The sequence below is a fragment of the Chryseobacterium sp. SIMBA_028 genome, from assembly GCF_046535285.1.
GTDB lineage: Bacteria > Bacteroidota > Bacteroidia > Flavobacteriales > Weeksellaceae > Chryseobacterium.
Map to the genome: position 1 here is coordinate 49977 of NZ_JAWRWZ010000018.1, position 23583 is coordinate 73559.

Sequence of the window (23583 nt, forward strand, 5' to 3'; positions counted from 1 at the left end):
TTATAAAGCCTCGAAAAATCGTATTTTTGTTCAAATTATAAGATTTTATGGAATTTTTAGACAGATACCAACAGATTGTTGCTGACGCCATTAATAAGTACACTTTTAAAGATAAACCTACAGAGCTGTATGATCCGATGAATTACATTATTTCCCACGGTGGAAAGCGTCTTCGTCCTATTATGGTGCTAATGGCTTGTGATCTGTTTGGGGGAGATCTTAAAGAGGCTATAAAACCGGCTTTGGCTATTGAATTTTTCCATAACTTCACCCTAATCCATGATGATATTATGGACGAGGCTCCTTTAAGAAGAAATAAGCCTACAATTCATACGTTACACGGTATAAACGTTGGGATTCTTTCCGGAGACGGATTAATGCTTAAGGCATACAAATTCTTCGAGGATCTTGAACCTGAAATCTTCAAGGCTTGTATCAGAATCTTTACCCATACCGGACTTCTATTATGTGAAGGACAGCAATATGATATCAATTTTGAAACTCAGGAAAATGTAACCTTTGATGATTATATCAGAATGATCACCTATAAAACAGGGGTATTAAGTGCTTCTTCTTTTGAGATCGGAGCCTTGATTGCAAGAGCTGACTTCAAGGATGCAAAAGCTATCTTCAACTTCGGTAAACACATCGGAATTGCATTCCAGATCATGGATGATTATCTTGATGTTTTCGGAGATCAGGCACAGTTTGGTAAAAAACATGCGGGGGACATCTACGAAAACAAGAAAACAGTTCTTTATCTATTGGCAAAAGAGCATGCTACAGAGGAGGAAAGAAAAGAACTGGATTACTGGTATTCTAAAAAGACAGATAATATCGATAAAATCTACGGTGTTGAAAAGATCTTCAGAAGAACAAAAGTAGACGAAAAAGCACTCCGTTTAATTGAAAAACATAACGAAATCGGTCAAAGCTATCTTCAGAAAATTGATATTCCTGACGAGAAGAAAAAACCATTCATTGAATTGGCAAACTATTTATTGAGAAGAGAAAGCTAAATATAGGCAGCAGAGGGTAGGTAGCGGTTATCAGTAAATGATCTGTTACCTATTTCCTGCAACCTAATATCTACATAATGAAATTCAGAACAGAGGTTGACATCCCAAAATCGGAGAAGAAAATTGAGATTGAAGATAAAATATTTTCAATCGGGTCTTGTTTTGCTACTGAAATGACTGATTTACTGAAAGATGGGCAGCTTCAGACGCTTAATAATTCTTTCGGTACAATTTTTAATCCTTTTTCGATCAATAATGCTGTAAAGAGACTTCATGACTCTGCATTCTATGAGGAAGAGGAGTTGATTATATACAATGAGGAATATATTTCATTGGATCATCATACCAGTTTTGACACAAGGTATATTCATCAGACGTTAGATAAAATTAACGGAAACATTGAAGAGGGAAATGCCTTTCTTCAGGAAGCTGACTGGATTATCATCACGTACGGGTCATCTTTTATCTATGAATTTCTTCCAAAGAATAAACTGGTAGCTAATTGCCATAAAATTCCACAGAAATTCTTTGAGAAGAGGCTGCTTTCCCATCAGGAACTAACGGCTTCTATCTACAATACAATCCTGGAGCTTAAGGATATTTGTAAGGAAAATGTACAAATCCTGTTTTCGGTGTCACCGGTAAGACATACCAAGGATGGAATGGTTGAAAATCAATTGAGTAAATCCAAATTAATTACGGCCATCCATGAATCTATTTCTTTGTTTGAAGACTGTCATTATTTGCCAGTCTATGAGATTTTGATGGATGATTTGAGGGATTACCGTTTTTACAAGGAAGATATGATTCATCCAAGCACGCAGGCTGTTAACTATATTTTTGACAAATTCGGAGATTCCTATTTTTCAGAAGAAACCCAAAACTTTATCAAAGAAAACTTTAAAATCATCAAGGCATTGGAACATAAAACTAATGATAAGAAAGATCCGAAGTTTATAGAATTTAGGGAAAAGCTGGATCAAAGAATAGAAAATCAACGTAAGAAAGTAAAACATACTATATTCAGATGATTGATTTTACAAGAATTGACTATTTGAAAAATGGAAATGAAAGGCAAAAAAGAGTCTATGATGTTCTTAAAAAATATCATATTTTAGAAAAACTAGAACCTTATTCTGCTGTTCTGGCCGGAACCATTCCTATTGAAATTGATGTTGAAAGCAGCGCTCTTGATATTATTTGTGAGGTTGATCTGAGATTTGAAGAAGATTTTTTGGAATATTTGACACTTAGCAATTTAATTCCATTCGGTACGGATGTTAAAGTCGAAAATATAACTGTAAACGGAGAGAAAAGTATTGTTCTGAACTTTATGCTTGAAGAATTTCCTATTGAGATTTTCGGACAAAATAAACCTGTTACAGAACAGAATGCTTACAGACATATGATTGCAGAATACAATATTTTGCAGGAAAGAGGAGAGGATTTTAAACAGAGAATAATAGATCTTAAAAAGCAAGGGATAAAAACAGAGCCGGCATTTGGAATGCTGATGAATCTGAAAAATCCCTACGAAGATCTATTAAAATTATAAAAAAATGATTGATACACATACACATTTATACGCAGAAGAATTTGATGAAGATAGAAAGGAAGCTATTCAAAGAGGTTTAGACAAAGGTATTACAGAGTTTTATCTCCCAGCCATTGATTCTGAATCACACGATAAAATGCTGCAACTGGAAGCAGAATATCCAAAGCAGATTTTTTCAATGATGGGACTTCACCCTTGTTATGTGAAGCCGGAATCTTGGGAAAAGGAACTGGAGATTGTTAAAAATTATCTTGATCAAAGACATTTTCCTGCGATAGGAGAGATTGGAATTGATTTATATTGGGATAAAACTACCCTTGATATTCAGGTAAAGGCTTTTGAGCAACAGATTGATTGGGCCATAAAAAAAGATCTTCCCATTGTGATTCACACAAGAGAAAGTTTTGATGAAACATTCGAAGTGCTGGAAAGAAAAAAACATCCAAAATTAAGAGGGATTTTTCACTGTTTTTCCGGAAATTTGGAGCAGGCTCATCGTGCTATTGACCTGAACTTTATTTTAGGAATAGGTGGAGTAGTAACCTTTAAAAATGGGAAAATAGACCAGTTTCTGAACGAAATTCCTTTAGATAAAATTGTACTTGAAACAGACTCTCCTTATTTAGCTCCCGTTCCATATAGAGGAAAAAGAAATGAAAGCTCATACCTTGACTTAGTTGCCGGGAAACTGGTAGATGTCTATGGTAAGGATTTTTCGGAGATAGATAGAATTACTACTGAGAATGCAAGAAATATTTTTCATACTTAAAAAATATGAAATTGCTTCCTAACATTACTTCATTAAGGTTTTTCCTGGCTTTCCTGGTTATGATCTTTCATATCCCACAATTTTTTGGAAATAGAGGGCTAGCAACATTCAATGATTTGCCTATATTTAATAAAGGAATTGAAGCTGTATATATGTTTTTTTCTTTAAGTGGCTTTCTTATTATCAGGCAGCTATTCGAATAGAAGATAATTTCCGGAAGAATTGATCTGAAGAATTTCTATATAAGAAGAATGCTCAGGATTTTTCCATTATATTATCTTGTTGCCATCATAGGAATGGTTTATTATCATATTATCCTTCCTAATATGGGATTTGATTTTCAGAGCAATTATAACCTCATAGAGGGTGTCATTCTCTTGTTTACATTTTTTCCTAATGTTTTTGCCGCTTTAAGACCAGGAGGAATTCTAGAAATGCTTTGGTCTATAGGGGTTGAAGAGCAGTTTTATCTTTTGGTAGCACCTCTCATTCTTGTGGTCCCACAAAAATATATCAAAGCCTTTTTATTTATTTTTAGCTTTTTATTTATTGGTTTATACTTTGCCCCAGCCTTAAGCTTTTTAAGTAAATATCAAATGATGTTTTTCTATTTTTCTTTTACGGGGTGGTGTTCTTTGTTGAGAATTAAAGACAGTAAGTACAATAGCTTTATCTGTGTTGTAAGTAGTATTCTGTTACTCATTTACTTTACAACTGATATTTTCATCAATAATATGTCAGATTTACAATATCATATTTTTGGAATGATATTATTTGGTGTGTTTCTTATTTTTTTCACCCATAAACTTATCCGTTTTTTTGAGAATAAAAGACTTATTCATCTTGGGAAAATTTCTTACGGGATCTACATGTATCATGCTATTGTAATGCAACCTGTAGGATTTATCCTCCTTAAGATCGTTTCCAAATACAAATTATGTGATCCCGTAATTATTATTTCTAGTTTCCTTTCAGTGATACTGATTACTATACTCATTTCCCATCTCTCATATCAATACTTTGAAAAGAGATTTCTTGTTTTAAAAAATAAGTATAGAGCAGCGTCCCGCTAAGAACTATTTTTTCCTAGTAAAGTTTTTATTCTTAGGCTTTTTAAATCCAGTCGGAGCACCAGCACCAGCAGGTTTCTTGTTGTTATTCGGTCTGGAGTTATTATTAGAAGTCTTAGGTCTCTCAGAACCTCCAGAAAAAGGCTTGTTATTAGAGTCTCTTTTCTGTGCTATCAAATCATCAGTGTGGAACGGATGATTTTTGATAACAGGGATCTTCTTGCCGATAAGTTTCTCTGTATTTTTCAGGTTTAAAAGGTCTAGTCCGTCTACAAACGAAATAGAGTTTCCTTCAGCACCTGCTCTTCCTGTTCTTCCGATTCTGTGTACATAAGTTTCAGAAACGTCTGATAGCTCAAAGTTGATAACGAATTTTAGCTCATCGATGTCAATTCCTCTTGCTGCAATATCCGTTGCTACAAGAACCCTTGTTTTTCCAGATTTGAAATTATTAAGGGCATTTTGCCTCGCATTTTGAGATTTGTTACCGTGAATAGCTTCTGCGGAGATATTATCTTTTTGAAGCTTTCTTGCGATTTTATCGGCTCCGTGTTTTGTTCTTGCAAACACCAATACTGATTCTGAAATATCATTTTCCAGGATGTGGGATAATAGATTCAGTTTATTGTCCTTTTCTACAAAATAAACAGATTGTTTGATGGTATCTGCCGTAGAAGAAACGGGTGTAACCTCTACCTTAATCGGATTGTTTAGGATTGAGTTAGCAAGCTTCTGGATTTCACCTGGCATTGTTGCTGAAAAGAATAAAGTTTGTCTTTTCTGAGGTAAAAGCTTGATGATTCTTTTAACATCATGTACAAAGCCCATGTCAAGCATTCTGTCTGCTTCATCAAGGACAAATATCTCAATATTTTTTAAGCTGATAATTCCCTGTGCAATAAAATCAAGAAGTCTTCCCGGTGTTGCGACCAAGATGTCAATTCCTTTTCTTAAAGCAGTCTCCTGATTGCCTTGTTTTACCCCTCCGAAGATAACAAGTTGCTTTAAAGGAAGGTATTTACCATAAGCATTAATGTTTTCCTCAATTTGAATAGCCAACTCTCTGGTTGGAGTAAGGATTAATGCTTTTATATGTTTATTAGGAATTTTGTTTTTAGATAAGTTCTGTAAAATAGGGATAGAAAAAGCTGCTGTTTTTCCAGTTCCTGTCTGTGCACAGCCTAAAAAGTCTCTGCCATCTAAGATATCAGGAATTGATCTTTCCTGAATGGGGGTTGGAGTTGTATATCCTTGTTCCTTAATTGCTTTCGCAATAGGTTCTATTAAGTTTAAGTCTGTAAAATTCAAATGAATTATTTTAAAATTTATATAAAAATTCTTTCTGCTTGAAAGAATTACATCCTACAAAGGTAGTCTAAAAAAAATTAAGAAATATCCCTCATTTTCAAAACAGTTGACCAAATAATGAATAGGATTTTAACAGTATAGAAAATGGCTGCCTAACATAGGCAGCCATTTGTTTTTATATTATAATTATTAAGTTCTTATTTGAATCGGTATCCTAATCCAGCCTGGAAAAATCCAATATTAACTGGAGAAGAGGTTTCAAAGAAATTGAAATTATATCGTGCATCCACGAATATATGTTTATTAATCTTATATTCCGTACCTAGGAAAGGAAATATCATCATTTTTTTTATTCCATCATTGTCAGCTGCATCTTCGTAAGTGTCACCTGCCTTGTCTGTTACCACTATCTTTGTGGAAGCTGTAAATGCAAAATTTATACCTGCAGAAACTGAAAAATTAGGAATGAAATAGTATTTTAGGGAAACTGGAACTTGTATTTGATTTATTTTATAATCATACTCTCTGTCCCCCATGTATATAATTTGTTGGTTCACAACTACAAACCAAGGGTATACATCTTTACCACCTAATTGTGTATACTGTATCTCACCCTGTATGCCAAATTTAGGAGATAAAGGGTATTCAGCTAAAACACCTGCGTAAAAAGAAGATTTTGATGAAAAAGGGGTGTCATATACTTTCATGCTGGATAAAGTATATCCTCCTTTCACTCCAAAACTGATAGGCTTGTCCGGTGTCTTTTGTGCATTAATTAAAGTTGAAACAGCTAATAGTACAACGAAAAAAATGTTCTTCTTCATGTTTATTTTTTGAATTAAATGATTACGTTTTTATAAAAAAATAATTCCTTCATATGAAGGAATTATTTTTACAAATATAGTTTAAATATTTTATAAAGATCTATTGAACCTTTGTTCATTCTTGGTTTTTCCTTAAGTCCTCAAAGAAGTGATAAACTTCCGAAAGCTTTTCATTACCACGTTTCCCGTAATCTTCTACATTTTTAAAGGTTCCATCATTGAAGTTAATTCTTAAAAAGGCTGTAGAAAGATCAGTAATGTTTCTGCTTCCATATTTATCCTTTAAGTTTTTCACGTCCAGACCATCAAGCAAACGGATCAATTTATTGTAATTCTTTTCCTTGATCGTTCCTGTAAAAGTACCTTCGCTAGGTTTTGAAAACTCATCTTTTGAATGTTTATCATTGAAATTAAAATGGCTATCCGAAGATGGTAGCCATTTTTTATATTGTAAATGTAGAATTTATTTAAATTTATACCCTACACCAGCCTGCAGAAAACCGACTTTCACTGGAATACTATTGTTTTTGTTTACTTCAATGAAGTTGAAATTATATCTTGCATCCACAAAAAACTGATCATTGATCTTATACTCTGCCCCTAAAAATGGGAAAAGGCTTAATGTCTTTATTCCCTCATAATTTCTTTTATCAGTCCCTGTAATAGCGTTACTTGTTTCTGCTTTTGTTGAAATATTAAATCCAAAATTCATCCCTGCAGATGCAGAAAGATTTGGAATAATATAATACTTTACAGAAATAGGAACCTGAATCTGATTAAGACGGTATTCGAATGTTGTATCTCCTGTTTCCACAATTTCACTTCCTATTAAGGCTACTGTAGAATATGCAACTTTACCTCCTAATTGAGTATAAAGAACTTCAGCCTGTAATCCGAATTTAGGTGATAATGTTTGTTCTGCTACAATACCTGCATAGAAATAAGATTTTGAATCCAGCTTTTCATCAAAAAACTTCATACTGGATAAATTATATCCTCCTTTCACTCCAAAACTGATTGGTTTATCCGGTATCTTTTGTGAATTAATTAAAGTTGAAACAGCTAATAGTACACCGAAAAGAATGTTCTTCTTCATGTTTATTTTTTTGAATTAATTGATTACTGTTTTATAAAAAATAATTCCCCCAAAATGAAAGAATTATTGTACAAAAATAATTTAAATATTTAAATTATTTTAAATGGGACTATTGAACCTTAGTCCATTCCTGGTTTTTCCTTAAGTCTTCAATAAAACGATATACTTCTGAAAGCTTTTCATTACCACGTTTCCCGTAATCCTCTACATTTTTAGAAGCTCCATCATTGAAATTAATTCTCAAATAAGCTGTAGAAAGATCAGTAATATTTCTGCTTCCATATTTATACTTTAGATTTTTTACATCCAAGCCGTCAAGTAAACGGATCAATGTATTGTAATCCTTTTCCTTGATTGTTCCTGTAAAGGTTCCTTCACGAGGTTTTGAAAATTCATCCTTTGATGGCTTGTCGTTGAAATTAAAATGTTCTGCTTCAAAAACAGCAGTCCTGTCCGGATTGATAGTCATTTTAAAAACAGGGCAAAACCCAAAGCAGGCACCTGCCTGATATTCAATTTTAGTATATTTTGAATTCGTTGTCTGTGAAGTACACGAAAATAAAAATATAAATGCACAAAGGCCTAGTAAATATTTCATAGTTTAAATTTCAAAATGATCTTTCAATAATTATTCCAATTGAATCGGAGAAAAAGTATAGGGTGAAAATGGTAAAAAAATAAAGAGAAGCAACAGTGCTTCTCTTTATTTTATTTCTTACAATATCCAATCACGAGTTGTGATCAAAACTATTTTTATCCATGTAACTGTTTCCAGATAGCATCTTTCAATTCTACAAGCCCTTCCCCTGTTACTCCTGAGAAGAATAGTGGTTGCTTGTTTTCTGGAAATTCTGCTGAGATTTCTTTTTTCAGCTCATCATCCAAAAGATCGGATTTTGAAACAGAAATAATGAAATCTTTATCCAAAAGCTCCGGATTATACTCCTTTAATTCATTTTCAAGAATTTTAAATTCCTGGAAGTGATTTTCAGAATCAGCCGGAATTAAAAACAACAGAATTGAGTTTCTTTCAATGTGTCTCAGGAATCTGTGTCCTAATCCTTTTCCTTCTGCTGCTCCTTCAATGATTCCTGGGATATCAGCCATTACAAATGATTTGTAATTTCTATAATCAACAATCCCAAGGTTAGGAGTTAATGTAGTAAAGGCATAGTTTGCAATTTTAGGCTTAGCCGCAGAAACAGAAGCTAAAAGTGTAGATTTTCCTGCATTTGGAAACCCTACTAAACCTACATCTGCCAAAATTTTAAGCTCGAAAACAACATAGCCTTCCTCGCCGTCCATTCCGGGTTGCGCATATCTTGGAGTTTGATTGGTAGAAGACTTGAAAAACTCATTTCCTCTTCCTCCTTTTCCACCTTGCATTAAAATAATTTCCTGCTTGTCTTCAAGGATTTCTCCGATAATTTCTCCTTCTTCATTTTTAGCAATACTCCCAATAGGAACATCGATGTAAATATCAGAACCATCAGCTCCGGTAAGCTGGTTTTTCGCTCCGTTTTCACCACGCTCAGCTTTTATGTGACGGGTATAGCGAAGCGGAAGTAAAGTCCATTCCTGAGCATTTCCTCTCATGATAACGTGTCCTCCACGACCTCCGTCACCACCATCAGGACCTCCCTTAGGTATATATTTTTCACGGCGAAGGTGAGCAGATCCTGCTCCTCCGTGTCCGCTTTTACAATGAATCTTTACGTAATCTACAAAGTTTGACATAATTTTTAGGGTTTAGGCCTTAGGGGTTAGGGAATAGATATTTAACTATGCTAAATCCTAATCCCTAAATCCTAAATCCTTATTTAATTTTCTCTACCTCAGCGAAAAGTTTTTGGGAAATCTCATCAATTTCACCTACGCCGTTTACTTCTACATACTTTCCTTGCTGCTTATAAAGTTCGGCTACTTCTGCTGTTTTAGCATAATATTCTTTAATTCTGTTTTCGATGATCTCTACATTGCTGTCGTCAGATCTACCGCTGGTTTCTCCTCTTTTAAGAAGTCTTTCAACCAAAATTTTATCTTCTACTATCAATGAAAGACAGATGTCAATCTCGTCATTCAGTTCTTCCTTAACGATTTTCTCCAAGGCTTCTGTCTGAGCAGTCGTTCTTGGGTAACCATCGAAGATAAAACCGTTGGTATCAGTAGGTTTTTTAATCTCATCAATCAGCATATCTGTTGTTACCTGATCCGGAACCAATTCTCCCTTATCGATGTAAGACTTAGCCAGTTTTCCAAGTTCAGTGTCATTTTTCATGTTATATCTGAAAAGGTCACCTGTTGAAACCTGCTTTAAGTTGAATTTTTCGATTAGATTCTGAGCTTGTGTTCCTTTTCCACTTCCTGGAGGGCCGAACAGAACAATGTTTATCATAATTTTGATTCGCTTCCGGTCTATAATAATCGTATAATAGTTGACCTTTAGCTTTTTTAAGTTAATATTTTACTTTTATTTCGATTAAGTTTTAAAGCTAAAGGCCAATAGCCGGTAGCTAATGACAATAATTAATGGTTGATTTGTCCGTCTTCTAATTGGTATAAATTAGGTAGGTTTCTTCCCAATTCATCATAATCCAATCCATAACCAAGTACAAATTTGTTTGGAATTTCTTTTCCAATATAATCCAACTTGAAATCTTTCTTATAAATCTCAGGTTTCAATAAGAAACTTGCCAGTTTTACAGATTTAGGACGCTGAGTTTCCTTAAAGTATTTGAAAAGACTTTCAACCGTATTTCCTGTATCTACGATGTCTTCTACAAGAATAATGTGACGGTCTCTTACATCCTTAGTAAGTTCCATTTTTTGGTAAACGATTCCTGTAGATTCAGTTCCAACATAAGAACTCATCTGAATGAAGGCAATTTCGCATTCACCTGGATAATACTTTAAAAGATCTGAGAAGAACATGACCACTCCATTCAATACACCAATGAAAACAGGAACTTCATCCTTGTAATCTTCATAAATTCTTAACGCTGTCTCTTTTACAATTTCCTGAATTTCGGACTCCTTTAAATAAGGAACGAAATTTTTGTCGTGAACTTTAATGCTTTCCATAAAATTTTTAGTAGGAGGCAAAGTTACGGATTTTTGATTTTTGAATAAAATCTTTTTGTGTTTAATCCCGGATTTGTCCTATATTTGTTCTTTCAAAACCCATAAATACAGATATGTAGGATACAATTTCTTTCAGATTCACTCAAGTGGTAACCCATAAGTTACCCGTGTTTAACCATTATTAAGAAAGAAATCATGATTTTACTGCAAAATATATCCTTTGGGTTTCCGGGAGGAAATCTTCTATTTAATCATATCAATTTAACAATACAATCTCATACTAAATCAGCTTTAGTAGGAAATAACGGCATGGGAAAATCTACCTTGCTGAAAATTATCGCCCATGAAATACAGCCTTTAAGCGGAAATATAAATCTTGAGGGCGAAATATTCTACGTTCCTCAGATGTTTGGAAATTTTAATCACTTAACGATCTCAGAGTGCTTGAAAATAGACCAAAAACTCAATGCTCTTGAAAAAATTACAAATGGAGAAGTTGACGAAAAATATTTTGAAACTTTAAATGACGATTGGGATGTTGAGGAACGATGCAAGAATGCCCTGCAATATTGGGGACTTCAGGATTTTGAATTAAACCAAAAACTAGAAGGATTAAGTGGTGGGCAGAAGACAAAGGTTTTTCTGGCCGGAATTCAAATTAATCATCCTGATATTATTATTTTGGATGAACCTACCAATCATCTAGATCTTGAGGGAAGAAAATTATTGTATGACCTTATAGATAAAATAAGTGCTACAGTTATTATTGTAAGCCATGACAGATCTTTATTGAATCTGGTTGATACTACATTTGAGCTAAGCAATCAGGGTGTTACTACCTATGGCGGAAACTTCGATTTTTATACAGATCAAAAAGAAGTTGAAGAGGATGCTTTACACAATGATATCAATGCCAAGGAACGTGCTTTGAAAAAGGCAAAAGAAAAGGAGCGGGAAACCTTGGAGCGTAAACAAAAGCTCGATGCAAGGGGAAAACAGAAGCAGGAGAAATCGGGAGTTGCCAGAATTATGATGAACACGCTTCGAAACAATGCCGAAAAAAACACCTCCAAACTGAAAAGTGTACATGCTGAGAAGATACATGATATTTCAGGAGATTTGCGGGATCTGCGTTCTACTGTAAGAAACTCTGATCAGATGAAAGTAAATTTTAATGATTCCGGTCTGCATTCTGGCAAGCTTTTATTAGCTGTGAAGAATATCAATTTTAAATATGAAACGGATAAGCTTTGGGAAGAAAACCTTAATCTTGAAGTTCGCAGCGGAGACAGAATTTCCATTAAAGGATCAAACGGATCAGGAAAGACTACCTTGATAAAGCTTTTATTAGAAAATATTGAGCCTTTTGAAGGGAAAGTAAGCAGGGCAGAATTCCAAAGCATCTATGTTGATCAGGAATATTCCTTGATTAATCTTGAATTAACGGTTTATGATTTTGTTCAGACCTTTAATGACTGTGCGTTACAAGAATCGGAAGTAAAGACCTTATTATCCAGATTTTTATTTGGTAAGGAAACCTGGGATAAAAAATGTGAATTTTTGAGTGGTGGAGAGCGTTTGAGATTACTTCTTTGTGGTCTGTCTATAAGCAATAAAGCTCCGGATATGATTATTCTGGATGAACCAACGAACAATCTGGACCTGCAGAATGTAGAGATTCTGACCAATTCTATTAAAGATTATCATGGAACTCTGCTGGTGATTTCCCATGATGAAATTTTTCTTGATGAGATAGGAATTGATAGGGAAGTAGTGTTGAAATAACGAACAATATTTTTTCTTACAGATTATATAAAATTCAATAAAAGCGGACTTTAGTCCGCTTTCTGTTCATCAGGGCTTTTATTGGATTTAAAAAGTATTATTTCTTTATCTTTTTAATGGCGTCCAGATAAATCTTCTTAATGCTGTTCTTTTCTTCTTTCTCACTGATGCTTTCAAGAGCGGGAAGAAGAGTTGTATTGTGCTTGGTTTTCAACTTAAGTATTTCGCCCAATGCAAAAGCGGCGCTCCAGCGTACTACAGTTCCTTCATGTTCAGTATTGGCTAGTAAATTTGTAATTGCTTCGTCCAGATTTTCAATGAATAAATGGACGGTATTACCTATTACTTTCGCACTTTCCCATTTTATTCTTGGTGCTTTTTCAGTAAGTGTATGGGTGACAAATGTAAATACGGCTTCATCTGCAAGGCTCGGGGTTTGCTTGGTAGTATATTCAATGGCTTCTATGCAGGTGCCTTTTACAGGATCCTTAGCTTTTTCTGCAAAGGCAATCAGCTCATCGGTAGGAAGAGATGTGTCAATGATCCATTTGCTAAGGATTTCCGTTTTTTCCTTTGCTTTTTTTGTCTTGTCTTTAAAAAGTTCTTCTATGGTCATGGGTTTAATTTTGATTTTTCCAGCGTTCTAATTTAGGAATTCCTTTTGAAAATAAACCAGCAAGAAAAGAACCTCCAAGCAGTCTTTTCTTGAAAATTGAAGAGCTGCTAAATCCTTACAATCTGCGAGATACTATTAAATATGTTTCAAAACCCATTCATAGATTCCATTCAGCACTTCTTCTCGTATTTCTTCGTTTAAAATCTCATGACGCATATTCGGATAAATCTTGGTACTCACATCCTGAAATCCATCAGCTTTTAAATGATCTACAGTATAGGTAACGCCTTTACTAAAATCTCCAATCGGGTCATTCTGCCCGCTTACAAACAATAACGGAAATGATGGGGAAATAGAAGTGGCCCAATTTCTTGCCGTAGCCCTTTTGTAAACCGTAAACAAAGTATAAAACGCGTTGAGGGTGAATGGAATTCCACAAAGCTCATCCTGTTCAAAAGCATTTCTGTTTTTAGGATTAATACTAAGCCAGCTGGTTGGCCCAAAGTCCTTATCCTTTTTAAAATGTTTGTTATTAACATTAGTGAAAACAGAATTCAAAAAAGTACGATGACGCGGAGCAATAGAATTAGCCAATGATAAATACCCTCTTAAAATATCGATTCCCGGCAGAGGCCCACCGGTTCCCGTAATAATAGCACCTGAAAACTTAGTACTTGCTTTTTGAAGAAGACACCGGGTGATGAAAGAGCCCATGGAATGTCCCAAAATAAAATGGGGGACATTAGGATATTGCTCTGCAAGATGATTGGCCATCATTTCTGCATCTGCAACCAATCTCTCATCCGGTTTGTCAAGTTGGAAGAAACCAATATCTTTTTTCTCTTTTACAGATTTTCCATGCCCTAGGTGATCGTAGGTCAATACAGCAATTCCGTGATGAGCAAAATACGCTGCTATTTCAGAATACCTACCACTATGTTCCTGCATACCATGAACAATGAGCAGCGTGGCTTTTGCTGTTTCCGTAGAAAACAGAGTGTGGAAAAGCAGTGATTCATTGTCTATTTTGGATGGTAGATAGGCGGATTTTTGGGGTGACTTCATAATAAGTATTTTTTCTTTTTCTATTCTTCCCTGGTTCTCTTTTTCATAGTCTCTTTTCCGATTAACCGCTTGCTCTATTTCCTGACTGAGCCATTCATAAAACTTTATTCTTTTTCTATGGAGCGTTTTTTCAGGGTAAACTTCAGAGTTTGAAGCGTAATTATCAGTCCAGATATTTCCATATTCCTCGCCGTTGATCACTAAAAATGAATAACATCCACAACCGTATCCAGCCAAATGAATCGTTCCATTATTAAAATCCTCAAATTCATCATGATGGTAATCAAATGGCTTTGTTAGCTTAAATGGTAATGATGGGTTATGCATGTCTTCTTCAAAATAATAATCTGAAAAATCAACCTTTTTGAACAGATCATATTGCATCGGATCAGAACTCTCAACACCATTTGCAATATTGAGTAAAAACCATCTAAAATCTTCAGGAATTATTATTGAGAACCTTTTTTCAAAACTTTCTACTTCTTTTTCAGTGGCAACAGGAAAAAAATTATAATCATTATTTAAGCTATCCTTGAGATTTCTAATGTTTAGTTGAATGTGATCTGTTATTTCGAAATTCATTATCCTTTATTCGTTTGAAAAAACCTGTTGAAATGTATTTTTTTCTTGATGAAAAATAACCAAAATTCTTCCTGTTAAAAGCAGAAAACAATATTTAACATCCTGAAGTAATACTCAAATATACATAATTATTCTAGACTCTCAACCTCATGATTTTCACCCCAACCCAAAATAAATATCCCCTATAATTTGGCCGTCATTTTTTTTAAAAGTAATTTTGCATGAATCTAAAAACAAAAGTACATTATGTCAACTTATGTAGTTGTAGGTCTTCAGTACGGAGATGAAGGCAAAGGAAAAATCACGGATGTTTTATCAGCAAAATCGGACTATGTAGTACGTTTCCAAGGTGGAGACAACGCTGGTCACACGGTTTATGTGGGTGAAGAGAAATTCGTTTTACACCTTCTTCCTTCAGGAGTTCTTCAATGCAAAGGGAAATGTATCATTGCGAACGGAGTAGTGGTAAACCCTAAATCTTTCATTAAAGAAGTTGGTCAGATCGAGAGCAAAGGCTTGAGAACAGATCATATTTTTATCAGCAGAAGAGCGCATGTTATCATGCCTTACCACATCCTTTTGGATACTTATCGTGAAGAGGAACACGGAGGGACTCAAATTGGAACAACCAAAAAAGGAATCGGACCTTGCTACGAAGATAAAATTGCAAGAATTGGAATCAGAATGGTTGACCTTTTGAACCCTGAAATTTTAAGAGATAAAATTGAGAAAAACCTAAAGGTTAAAAACTCTCTATTTGAAAAATATTACGGAAAGCCGGTTTTAGATGTTGAAGAAATCTACAATGAATTCTTAGAAATCGGAAAACAACTTCAGGACAGAATCGTTGATACGGAACTGGAATTGAATGAGGCAATCCAGGAAGGAAAGAACGTATTGTTCGAAGGAGCTCAGGCTTTGATGCTTGATATCGACTTCGGGACCTATCCATACGTTACTTCATCTTCTCCATCTACAGGAGGTGTTTGTACAGGAGCAGGAGTTCCGCCAACTTCACTTCAAAACTTGATCGGTGTTGCAAAAGCATACTGTACAAGAGTAGGAAACGGACCTTTCCCATCTGAACTGGATAACGAATTAGGAGAAAAAATCAGACAAATTGGTGGTGAATTTGGAGCTACTACAGGTAGACCAAGAAGAACAGGTTGGTTAGACCTTGTTTCTTTAAAACATGCTTGTATGATTAATGGTATTAACAACCTTGTAATAACAAAATTAGACGTTCTTACAGGAATTGAAAACCTTAAAATCGTTACTCATTATAAAACTGAAGACGGAAAAATTATCGACTATTTCACTTCATCCACAGAGAAATTATACAACTACGAACCAATCTATCAGGATTTACCGGGTTGGGAAGAAGATATCACAAAAGCAAGAAGCTATGATGAACTTCCTGACAATGCTCAGAAATACATCGAATTTATCGAGAAGTATTTAGGAATCAATGTATATTTAGTTTCTGTAGGACCAGAAAGAAGCCAGAACATTATCAGAAAAGAATTATTCTAATATTCTTGAACATAAAATAAAAAGAGACTGTCAGTTTGGGCGGTCTCTTTTTTTTATAAATCCACCCTGATTATCTCTCATAGTTGTTGATATTATCCTATATTTAATCAACTAATTCTATCAAATGAAAGATCATAATAAATCTCATAATATGCTGAACAATATCCTATTCAGCTTGCTTTTTACAGTGGCTTACGGAGTTTTGCTGTTTGTATATAATGAAATGCCCCTTGCTCAAATCAGTAATTTTAGATTCAAACTATTTATTGTCTGCGGTTTGGTGTTTACTTTAGCTGCTATTTTTTTTGCAGTAAAAAGTTATAAAGAGGTAAAGAAGAGTTCAATTATTCTGATCATTATTAATTCACTAGGATTATTAATTCCGCTGGCTCTCTTGCTGGTGGCTTTTACATAATTCAATGTTCTCAAACTCAGCAGCTATAAGCTTATTGTAGTATTCTCATTCCTCTAAAAAATAATGCGAATTTCAAGGAAGTGTTCAAGTTTAAAATGTTAAATTTTCAACTTTGTCATAAATTTTTGTAAAATTATATTGTTTTGATAAAATTATGGCAGATATTTTGATATTGACTCATTGCTTATCGATAAGAACTAATAAAACTAATAATCACTTTTTTTAACAGTTTAAATAGTAATAGTGATGAAACACCTGAACCAAAATCAAGAATTTCGCTTCAACGAAGTTCTTTTTGAGCACCGCAACAAAGAATATGGTGCCTATGCATTAAGAAACGAATCAGATAGAATATTAACCAAGGCACTTTTTATAGGAGTGAGTTTAATGGCTGCCGTATCAATTACACCATTTGTAATTTCAGCATTAAAAGGACCAAGTATTACCGACACAATTACTGTTTATGATCCAGGACCCTTTGTTGTTCAAGATGTAGATAGACCAGAAGTAAACCCTCCTGCCCGAATTGTAAAGCCTGTTGCACCTCCAAATACGAAAACATTTGATAGTACAGTTCCCACACCATCCAGTACGACACAGGATAATGTGAAAAAAGATCCTATACCGGATGATGCTGTAGCGGGTTTGAATACAAATTTACAAGGAAATCCGGTGCCTAATGACAGGTATGTGCCTACGACTACATCTATTGGAACAGGTCCTGTAATCAGTACACCTCCACCAGTAATTTCTGATCCGGTGGATAAAAATAAAATCGTAGATGCTGGAGAATTAGGTGTAGAAGCCAATTTTAATGGAGGAATAGATGCTTTCAGAAATAAAGTGATGAGCAACTTCGACAGTTCTGGTTTTGAATCAGGAGATGTCATGAAAACTATGGTAACCTTTATTGTAGAAATGGACGGAACAATATCAGGGGTAAAAGCTAATGGAACCAACGCCGATTTTAATCATGAGGCAATCAGAACCGTGAAATTAATTTCCAACAAAGGAAAATGGACTCCTGCCAAAAACAAAAAAGGAGAATTTGTAAGAAGTTACTTCAAAATTCCAATTTCTATGAAGTTTGATAATTAATATCAAAAAAACAATTTTTTAAAGTTATCCACAAAGATTTTTTTTTGTGGATAATTTTTTTTAACAGTTAAAGTGTTTATTAACAATACTTTAACTCAATTTTGATTTTCGCCACTCATCGAGAGCAAAGAAAAAAGTGTATTTTTGAAACTTAAAGTTCTAATAATGGCAAAAATCATAGGTATTGCTAATCAAAAAGGAGGTGTTGGTAAAACGACCACCGCTGTAAATTTAGCAGCAGCATTAGGAGTATTGGAAAAAAGAATATTAATTATTGACGCTGACCCTCAGGCTAATGCCACATCAGGATTAGGCGTTGAAGATGTTCAGTATTCTACATATAATCTACTGGAGCATAGTGCTGATACAAGAGTTTGTATCAAGAGAACTGCTACTCCGAATCTGGATATTATCCCGTCACATATTGACTTGGTAGCAGCAGAAATCGAACTGGTAGACAAGGAAGACCGTGAATATATGCTGAAAAAGGCTTTAGCGAGTGTAAGAGATGATTATGACTATATCATTATCGACTGTGCACCAAGTTTAGGTCTTATTACAGTGAATGCTCTTACTGCAGCCGACTCTGTAATTATCCCTATCCAGTGCGAATACTTTGCATTAGAAGGACTTGGGAAACTTTTGAACACCGTTAAAAATGTTCAGAAGATCCACAATAAAGACCTGGGAATAGAGGGACTTCTTCTTACCATGTATGATAGCAGACTAAGATTGTCCAATCAGGTAGTAGAAGAAGTAAACCTGCATTTCCCGGAAATGGTTTTTGAAACAATAATCAGCAGAAATGTAAGGTTGAGTGAAGCTCCAAGCTTCGGAGAAAGTATCCTGAACTATGATGCCGAAAGTAAAGGAGCTGTTCAGTATATTCAATTAGCAGAAGAAGTTCTTCTAAAGAACGAAAACTTAATAAAGAATTAAATTAATAATAAATGGGAAATGGGTGAATGCTAGTCATCACTTATTAAACATCATTTATCAATTATATCTATGAAGGACAAAAAAAGAGCTATGGGACGTGGTTTGGGCGCCATATTAAGTGCAGAATCTAAAGCAACTATCAATTCAGCTACTGATGAAGGAGCAGATAAGTTTGTGGGAAATATAGTAGAAGTTGCGCTTGAAGATATCTATCCGAATCCGACGCAGCCGAGAACTTATTTTGATGAAAAAGCATTAAACGAACTTGCACAGTCTATTAAGAATCTTGGAGTAATCCAGCCGATTACCCTAAGGAAAGATGGCGAGAAGTTTGAGATTATATCCGGGGAAAGACGTTACAGAGCAACTAAAATTGCCGGTTTAACGACTATTCCTGCTTATATTCGTTTAGTAAATGATCAGGAACTCCTTGAGATGGCTCTTGTTGAAAACATTCAGAGAGAAGATCTTGATGCCATCGAAATTGCCCTTACTTATCATAGACTTTTGGAGGAGATTGGTCTTACTCAGGAAAACCTGAGCCAGAGAATTGGAAAAGACAGAAGTACAATTACCAATTCTATAAGGCTTTTAAGATTAAATCCGGATATTCAGAATGCCATCAGAAGTGGTGAAATTTCTGCTGGACATGGAAGAGCAATCATCAGTCTTGAAAGTGAGGAAGATCAACAAATATTATTTGACCTTATTATCAAGGAAAAATTAAATGTTCGTCAGGCTGAACAGGCAGCTGCTGCATTGAAAAATCCAAAATCTCCTGCAGCAAAAAAAGTAAACGCCGAACTTTCCAATAATTATAAAAGAGCACAGAAGACCATCGCTGACATCCTGGATGTAAAAGTGGAAATCAAGGCTTCTGGAAATGGTAAAAAAGGTAAAATTGTTCTGGACTTCAAAAACGAAGAAGAGCTGGAATATATTTTATCCCATATTAAATAAATGAAGAAAATATTTTTCACATTTTTCTTGTGTATTGCTGTAACAGCTTATTCACAAGTGGTAGCCCCCATTGATACTGTTCAGGTACAAACACCTCCGAAAGAGAATGTTCCTGCAATAAAACCTGGAAAAACAGAATCTAAGATCATTGCTGACTTAGAAAATGCCAACGGCCCCACAAGAAAAACAGTAAAGTTAAATCCTACCAAAGCAGGACTGTATTCAGCGGTTTTCCCGGGATTGGGTCAGTTTTACAATAAAAAATACTGGAAGATTCCCATTGTTTGGGGGGCAGTAGGAGCAGGTGTTGGTATTGCAGTATGGAATGACAGCCAGTACAAGAAATACCGCGAATATTATATCGCTAAACTTAATGGTACTCCTAATGAGTTCGTAGACAGTCATCCTTGGCTGGATAAGAGAGCTTTAGGAAATGCACAGGATAGGGCTAAAAGACAAAGAGACTATGCCATTGCCATTACAGGATTAATCTACATTTTAAATATCGTAGATGCAGTAGTGGATGCTCATCTTTATGAAAGCCGCCATGATCCGGATCTTACCTTTAAGCCATCAGTTATTCAGGATCAATATGGTTATGATGCGCCAAAAACAGGATTTGTTTTAAGTTATAGATTTTAACATACAATACATATAAAGCCTAGAGGCTGTATGTAGCAATAAAAATAAAAGATTATATGAAAATAGCATTAGTTGGTTACGGGAAAATGGGTAAGATCATTGACGAGCTTGCTCAGAAAAGAGGTCATGAAGTAGTTGCCCGTCTAAAGGAAACCCCAACTTCTGAAAATCTTAATAATCCAGATGTTGTTATCGAGTTTTCATTGCCGGAAGTTGCATTTGAAAATATAAAGGCTTGCCTTGAAAATAAAATTCCCGTTATTTGTGGAACTACAGGTTGGCTTGAGAAAAGAGATGAAATAGAGAAACTGGCTGTAGAAAACGACACTGCATTCCTATATGGTTCAAATTTCAGCTTAGGAGTTAATTTGTTCTTTGCTTTAAATGAAAGACTTGCGGATCTAATGAAAAATGTAAATGAATATTCTTGTCAATTAGAAGAGATTCACCACATTCACAAAAAAGATGCGCCAAGTGGAACTGCTATTTCAATAGCTGAAGGTATTATCAATAACAACCCAAAATTTGAGGCATGGAAACTGGAAGAAACCCAAGGTGATCAACTTGGAATTTTTGCAATTCGTGAAGATGAAGTTCCGGGAACCCACAGTGTTTTTTACAGAAGTGAAGTAGATGAAATCGAGATCAAGCATACCGCATTCAACAGAAGTGGTTTTGCATTAGGAGCTGTAGTGGCTGCAGAATGGATCAAAGATAAAAAAGGAAACTTCGGAATGAAAGATGTTTTGGGGCTTTAATTTGTAACAAATTCTGTAAATTGCAGACAAATTATACAGATGAATGATGAATAGTGAATTATAAATAGCATACTGCTGTTATCATTTATTACTCATCATTTATCATTTTATATCATAAGAATAGGCACAAAAATTTATGAATTATTTTTTAACTTATACAGTGTATGTCCTCATTTTATCCGTATTAATGGGGATTTCAACTTGGAAGTTGTTCAAGAAAATGGGCTATAGTCCTTTATTTGCATTTATACCTTTCTACAACTACTTTATCATTTTAAAAGAAACAAAACATCCAAAGTGGTGGGCAATCCTGTCATATCTTCCGATTGTAGGGCCAATCATGATGTCTGTTTTTCACCTTTATTTAATGAAAAAGTTTGGAAAGTCTCTTTTCAAAGATCAAATCCTTACAGTGATCCTGCCGTTTATTTATATGGCTACTGTCAACTATTCTAAAGATGTAGAGTTGGAAGATGAAAATGCAAATGACCTATTCCTTACAGATGAAGAAAAAGACGCAAAGAAAAAAGACACATTCTTAGGTTCAATAACCTTTGCCGTTGTTTTTGCAACAATTATTCACGTTTTTGTAACCCAGCCATTCGGGATTCCTACAGGGTCTATGGAAAGGACATTATTGGTAGGAGACTTCCTTTTTGTAAATAAATGGAGCTACGGATACAGACTTCCAATGCGTCCTTTAGCAATACCTTTCCTTCAGGGAACGATCATGGATACCGGACAGAAAGGAAATCCAAAAGATGATCCTAAATCTTATGTGGACGGAGTAAAGATGCCTTATACAAGAATCTTACAATTCAATAAGCCGCAAAGAAATGATGTGGTGGTTTTCAACTATCCCCAGGATTCCGTACATACAGCGATCGATAGAAAAGATCCTTATGTAAAAAGATGTGTGGCTACAGCAGGTGATACTTTTGAAATGAGAGCCGGAAGACTTTTCGTTAACGGAAAACCGGAAACCATTTTAGGAGATCAGGAAGTACAGCATAGATATATTGTAACTACAGAAAATCAACTGGATATCCCTACTTTATACAAAGCCTACGGATTTTTACCCGTTCAGGAGGTACAACAGCCTAATGGAGGCTATCTTTATGCTTTTCAGGGATTAACCGATAAAACAGCTAAAGAAATTAAAGAACTTCCTCAGGTAATTGATATGAAGGAGGATGTTTCGATTAAAGGAGAAGCTGCCGTATATTATAAAGATGAAGCTAAAACAAAAATTGATACAACACAGTCAATATTCCCAATCAACAAACCTTGGAATCAGGATTGGTATGGTCCGCTAAGAATTCCTAAAAAAGGAGATGTTGTAGCGATCAACCAGGAAACACTCCCAATGTACCAGTGGATTATTTCTGAATATGAGCACAACAGTTTGGAGAAAAAGAACGGAAAGATTTTTATCAACGGAAAAGAAGCTAACCAATATACTATTCAGCAGGATTATTATATGATGGTTGGGGACAACAGAGATGCTTCCTTAGATGCAAGATTCTTTGGTTTTGTTCCTGAAGAAAATATTGTAGGAAAGCCAATGTTCACATGGATGAGTCTTCAGGGAGCATTTGCAGACAGCAGTTCAACTTACCAGGCACCATTCAAGGTTCGTTGGGACAGAATGTTTAAGGCAACAAATACAGGAGAAGCCAACAAAACTTCATACTGGTGGATTGCAGCAATGATTCTGATCTTGTTCTTCGGCTGGGAGTATTTTATGAAATTATTCAGTAAGAAAAAGTCAGAAGACGAAGCGTAAAATAAAATTAAACTTAAAATAGAATGAAGTATTTGAAAAAGTACTTCATTTTTACATTATGAATATGAAGAATGTTTTATTGCCGGTATTCTACATGCCACCGGTTTCATGGTTTTCAGTGTTTTTGGATGCTGAAAACGAAGTTGTATTTGAACAGTTTGAGAATTTTCCAAAGCAGACCTATAGAAACAGAGCCAATATCTATGGAGCCAACGGAAAACTATCTCTGATTATTCCTATGGATCATAATGGGAAAAGAGAGATGAGAGATATAGAAATCTCTTACAGAGAAGATTGGAGAGGACTTCACTGGAAGTCAATCAAAACAGCCTATCAGAGTTCTCCTTATTTTGAATACTACGAAGATAAATTCAGAAAGATATTTGACCTTAAAGAAAAGTTTCTTTTAGACTTTAACCTTAAAGGACTGGAGATAATCCAACAGATACTTAAAACAGAAAAGGCACACTCTTTGAATGAAGAATATATCAAAAATCCTGAAAGTATCAATTTTAGAGAGAAATTCTCTGCAAAAAAATCTTCAGAATTTGAAATGGAAGACTATTATCAGACTTTCTCAGATAAGTTAGGATTTTTGGAAGATTTATCGATTCTGGATCTGGTTTGTAACAAAGGACCCGAATCGCTTACCTATATAAAGAAAGTAAAACAGTCATATTAA

The 23583-nt window shown here is 34.8% G+C and carries 25 protein-coding genes; 15 read left to right on the plus strand and 10 right to left on the minus strand.

Translation table 11 applies throughout. From position 1 onward, the window contains the following. The first annotated feature begins 47 nt into the window (after window positions 1–47). From SCA31_RS20340 to SCA31_RS20360, 5 genes are all read left to right on the plus strand, one after another. Entirely contained in the window at window positions 48–1019 is a 972-nt protein-coding gene (locus tag SCA31_RS20340; RefSeq protein ID WP_410698831.1) for a polyprenyl synthetase family protein, read from the plus strand. Between the two features lie 77 nt (window positions 1020–1096). Further along, window positions 1097–2050 (plus strand): GSCFA domain-containing protein, encoded by a 954-nt coding sequence (locus tag SCA31_RS20345; protein ID WP_076357446.1) that lies wholly within the window; start codon window positions 1097–1099, stop codon window positions 2048–2050. Continuing rightward, window positions 2047–2574, plus strand: a complete 528-nt coding sequence (locus SCA31_RS20350; protein WP_410698832.1) for a DUF4269 domain-containing protein — start codon at window positions 2047–2049, stop codon at window positions 2572–2574. The genes SCA31_RS20345 and SCA31_RS20350 overlap by 4 nt, the downstream gene beginning before the upstream one ends. A 4-nt stretch (window positions 2575–2578) precedes the next feature. Further along, window positions 2579–3343: a TatD family hydrolase gene (locus SCA31_RS20355; protein WP_410698833.1), complete on the plus strand. Its 765-nt coding sequence runs from the start codon at window positions 2579–2581 to the stop codon at window positions 3341–3343. A gap of 227 nt (window positions 3344–3570) precedes the next feature. Next, a complete protein-coding gene (locus tag SCA31_RS20360) occupies window positions 3571–4416 on the plus strand; it encodes an acyltransferase family protein (protein ID WP_410698858.1) in 846 nt (281 codons plus the stop codon). Window positions 4417–4419: 3 nt separating this feature from the next. Here the strand turns inward: SCA31_RS20360 and SCA31_RS20365 are convergent, their stop codons facing one another. From SCA31_RS20365 to SCA31_RS20400, 8 genes are all read right to left on the minus strand, one after another. Then, on the minus strand, window positions 4420–5721 hold the full coding sequence (locus SCA31_RS20365) for a DEAD/DEAH box helicase (protein WP_410698834.1): 1302 nt from the start codon (window positions 5719–5721) through the stop codon (window positions 4420–4422). A 197-nt stretch (window positions 5722–5918) separates the two neighbouring features. Then, window positions 5919–6545: a porin family protein gene (locus SCA31_RS20370; protein ID WP_410698835.1), complete on the minus strand. Its 627-nt coding sequence runs from the start codon at window positions 6543–6545 to the stop codon at window positions 5919–5921. A gap of 115 nt (window positions 6546–6660) precedes the next feature. After that, window positions 6661–7008, minus strand: a complete 348-nt coding sequence (locus tag SCA31_RS20375) for a DUF6438 domain-containing protein (RefSeq protein ID WP_410698859.1) — start codon at window positions 7006–7008, stop codon at window positions 6661–6663. Further along, on the minus strand, window positions 7009–7641 hold the full coding sequence (locus tag SCA31_RS20380; protein WP_410698836.1) for an outer membrane beta-barrel protein: 633 nt from the start codon (window positions 7639–7641) through the stop codon (window positions 7009–7011). It lies immediately after the preceding gene. 109 nt (window positions 7642–7750) lie between these two features. Beyond that, entirely contained in the window at window positions 7751–8239 is a 489-nt protein-coding gene (locus SCA31_RS20385; protein WP_410698837.1) for a DUF6438 domain-containing protein, read from the minus strand. A gap of 155 nt (window positions 8240–8394) precedes the next feature. After that, window positions 8395–9378, minus strand: a complete 984-nt coding sequence (obgE, locus tag SCA31_RS20390; RefSeq protein ID WP_106918251.1) for a GTPase ObgE — start codon at window positions 9376–9378, stop codon at window positions 8395–8397. A 79-nt stretch (window positions 9379–9457) separates the two neighbouring features. Then, window positions 9458–10036, minus strand: coding sequence for an adenylate kinase (locus tag SCA31_RS20395; RefSeq protein WP_076357462.1), 579 nt, complete (start codon window positions 10034–10036; stop codon window positions 9458–9460). Window positions 10037–10167: 131 nt separating this feature from the next. Beyond that, window positions 10168–10722 (minus strand): phosphoribosyltransferase, encoded by a 555-nt coding sequence (locus SCA31_RS20400; RefSeq protein WP_076357464.1) that lies wholly within the window; start codon window positions 10720–10722, stop codon window positions 10168–10170. A 195-nt stretch (window positions 10723–10917) separates the two neighbouring features. On the opposite strand from SCA31_RS20400, the gene SCA31_RS20405 reads away from it, so the two are divergent. Next, on the plus strand, window positions 10918–12507 hold the full coding sequence (locus tag SCA31_RS20405; RefSeq protein ID WP_410698838.1) for an ABC-F family ATP-binding cassette domain-containing protein: 1590 nt from the start codon (window positions 10918–10920) through the stop codon (window positions 12505–12507). 97 nt (window positions 12508–12604) lie between these two features. Here the strand turns inward: SCA31_RS20405 and SCA31_RS20410 are convergent, their stop codons facing one another. Both SCA31_RS20410 and SCA31_RS20415 read right to left on the minus strand, forming a co-directional pair. After that, on the minus strand, window positions 12605–13123 hold the full coding sequence (locus tag SCA31_RS20410) for a hypothetical protein (RefSeq protein WP_410698839.1): 519 nt from the start codon (window positions 13121–13123) through the stop codon (window positions 12605–12607). 135 nt (window positions 13124–13258) lie between these two features. Continuing rightward, on the minus strand, window positions 13259–14770 hold the full coding sequence (locus tag SCA31_RS20415; RefSeq protein ID WP_410698840.1) for an alpha/beta fold hydrolase: 1512 nt from the start codon (window positions 14768–14770) through the stop codon (window positions 13259–13261). A 246-nt stretch (window positions 14771–15016) separates the two neighbouring features. Here SCA31_RS20415 and SCA31_RS20420 point away from each other — a divergent pair, with 246 nt between their 5' ends. The 9 genes from SCA31_RS20420 to SCA31_RS20460 all read left to right on the plus strand — a co-directional run bounded on the left by SCA31_RS20420 (window position 15017) and on the right by SCA31_RS20460 (window position 23583). After that, a complete protein-coding gene (locus SCA31_RS20420) occupies window positions 15017–16303 on the plus strand; it encodes an adenylosuccinate synthase (RefSeq protein WP_410698841.1) in 1287 nt (428 codons plus the stop codon). Between the two features lie 124 nt (window positions 16304–16427). Continuing rightward, window positions 16428–16718 carry a hypothetical protein gene (locus SCA31_RS20425; protein ID WP_410698842.1) on the plus strand — a complete coding sequence of 97 codons (291 nt, stop codon included), beginning with the start codon at window positions 16428–16430 and terminating at the stop codon, window positions 16716–16718. A gap of 246 nt (window positions 16719–16964) precedes the next feature. Further along, entirely contained in the window at window positions 16965–17816 is an 852-nt protein-coding gene (locus SCA31_RS20430) for an energy transducer TonB (RefSeq protein ID WP_410698843.1), read from the plus strand. Between the two features lie 165 nt (window positions 17817–17981). Beyond that, window positions 17982–18755: a ParA family protein gene (locus tag SCA31_RS20435; protein ID WP_002981269.1), complete on the plus strand. Its 774-nt coding sequence runs from the start codon at window positions 17982–17984 to the stop codon at window positions 18753–18755. A gap of 69 nt (window positions 18756–18824) precedes the next feature. After that, entirely contained in the window at window positions 18825–19715 is an 891-nt protein-coding gene (locus tag SCA31_RS20440; RefSeq protein ID WP_410698844.1) for a ParB/RepB/Spo0J family partition protein, read from the plus strand. Then, window positions 19716–20357, plus strand: a complete 642-nt coding sequence (locus SCA31_RS20445; protein WP_410698845.1) for a DUF5683 domain-containing protein — start codon at window positions 19716–19718, stop codon at window positions 20355–20357. It abuts the gene before it with no gap. 56 nt (window positions 20358–20413) lie between these two features. After that, a complete protein-coding gene (dapB, locus tag SCA31_RS20450) occupies window positions 20414–21115 on the plus strand; it encodes a 4-hydroxy-tetrahydrodipicolinate reductase (RefSeq protein WP_410698846.1) in 702 nt (233 codons plus the stop codon). Between the two features lie 136 nt (window positions 21116–21251). After that, the gene (gene lepB, locus SCA31_RS20455; RefSeq protein ID WP_410698847.1) at window positions 21252–22901 is read left to right on the plus strand and encodes a signal peptidase I; all 1650 of its coding nucleotides are present in this window, start codon (window positions 21252–21254) and stop codon (window positions 22899–22901) included. 58 nt (window positions 22902–22959) lie between these two features. Next, window positions 22960–23583, plus strand: a complete 624-nt coding sequence (locus tag SCA31_RS20460) for a WbqC family protein (RefSeq protein WP_410698848.1) — start codon at window positions 22960–22962, stop codon at window positions 23581–23583.

What these genes read in the sequence shown, in the direction of transcription:
- SCA31_RS20340 (WP_410698831.1), top strand. Translation starts at nt 48, where the DNA reads ATGGAATTTTTAGACAGATACCAACAGATTGTTGCTGACGCCATTAAT.
- SCA31_RS20345 (WP_076357446.1), top strand. Translation starts at nt 1,097, where the DNA reads ATGAAATTCAGAACAGAGGTTGACATCCCAAAATCGGAGAAGAAAATT.
- SCA31_RS20350 (WP_410698832.1), top strand. Translation starts at nt 2,047, where the DNA reads ATGATTGATTTTACAAGAATTGACTATTTGAAAAATGGAAATGAAAGG.
- SCA31_RS20355 (WP_410698833.1), top strand. Translation starts at nt 2,579, where the DNA reads ATGATTGATACACATACACATTTATACGCAGAAGAATTTGATGAAGAT.
- SCA31_RS20370 (WP_410698835.1), bottom strand. Translation starts at nt 6,545, where the DNA reads ATGAAGAAGAACATTTTTTTCGTTGTACTATTAGCTGTTTCAACTTTA.
- SCA31_RS20380 (WP_410698836.1), bottom strand. Translation starts at nt 7,641, where the DNA reads ATGAAGAAGAACATTCTTTTCGGTGTACTATTAGCTGTTTCAACTTTA.
- SCA31_RS20385 (WP_410698837.1), bottom strand. Translation starts at nt 8,239, where the DNA reads ATGAAATATTTACTAGGCCTTTGTGCATTTATATTTTTATTTTCGTGT.
- obgE (WP_106918251.1), bottom strand. Translation starts at nt 9,378, where the DNA reads ATGTCAAACTTTGTAGATTACGTAAAGATTCATTGTAAAAGCGGACAC.
- SCA31_RS20395 (WP_076357462.1), bottom strand. Translation starts at nt 10,036, where the DNA reads ATGATAAACATTGTTCTGTTCGGCCCTCCAGGAAGTGGAAAAGGAACA.
- SCA31_RS20400 (WP_076357464.1), bottom strand. Translation starts at nt 10,722, where the DNA reads ATGGAAAGCATTAAAGTTCACGACAAAAATTTCGTTCCTTATTTAAAG.
- SCA31_RS20405 (WP_410698838.1), top strand. Translation starts at nt 10,918, where the DNA reads ATGATTTTACTGCAAAATATATCCTTTGGGTTTCCGGGAGGAAATCTT.
- SCA31_RS20410 (WP_410698839.1), bottom strand. Translation starts at nt 13,123, where the DNA reads ATGACCATAGAAGAACTTTTTAAAGACAAGACAAAAAAAGCAAAGGAA.
- SCA31_RS20415 (WP_410698840.1), bottom strand. Translation starts at nt 14,770, where the DNA reads ATGAATTTCGAAATAACAGATCACATTCAACTAAACATTAGAAATCTC.
- SCA31_RS20420 (WP_410698841.1), top strand. Translation starts at nt 15,017, where the DNA reads ATGTCAACTTATGTAGTTGTAGGTCTTCAGTACGGAGATGAAGGCAAA.
- SCA31_RS20425 (WP_410698842.1), top strand. Translation starts at nt 16,428, where the DNA reads ATGAAAGATCATAATAAATCTCATAATATGCTGAACAATATCCTATTC.
- SCA31_RS20430 (WP_410698843.1), top strand. Translation starts at nt 16,965, where the DNA reads ATGAAACACCTGAACCAAAATCAAGAATTTCGCTTCAACGAAGTTCTT.
- SCA31_RS20435 (WP_002981269.1), top strand. Translation starts at nt 17,982, where the DNA reads ATGGCAAAAATCATAGGTATTGCTAATCAAAAAGGAGGTGTTGGTAAA.
- SCA31_RS20440 (WP_410698844.1), top strand. Translation starts at nt 18,825, where the DNA reads ATGAAGGACAAAAAAAGAGCTATGGGACGTGGTTTGGGCGCCATATTA.
- SCA31_RS20445 (WP_410698845.1), top strand. Translation starts at nt 19,716, where the DNA reads ATGAAGAAAATATTTTTCACATTTTTCTTGTGTATTGCTGTAACAGCT.
- dapB (WP_410698846.1), top strand. Translation starts at nt 20,414, where the DNA reads ATGAAAATAGCATTAGTTGGTTACGGGAAAATGGGTAAGATCATTGAC.
- lepB (WP_410698847.1), top strand. Translation starts at nt 21,252, where the DNA reads ATGAATTATTTTTTAACTTATACAGTGTATGTCCTCATTTTATCCGTA.
- SCA31_RS20460 (WP_410698848.1), top strand. Translation starts at nt 22,960, where the DNA reads ATGAATATGAAGAATGTTTTATTGCCGGTATTCTACATGCCACCGGTT.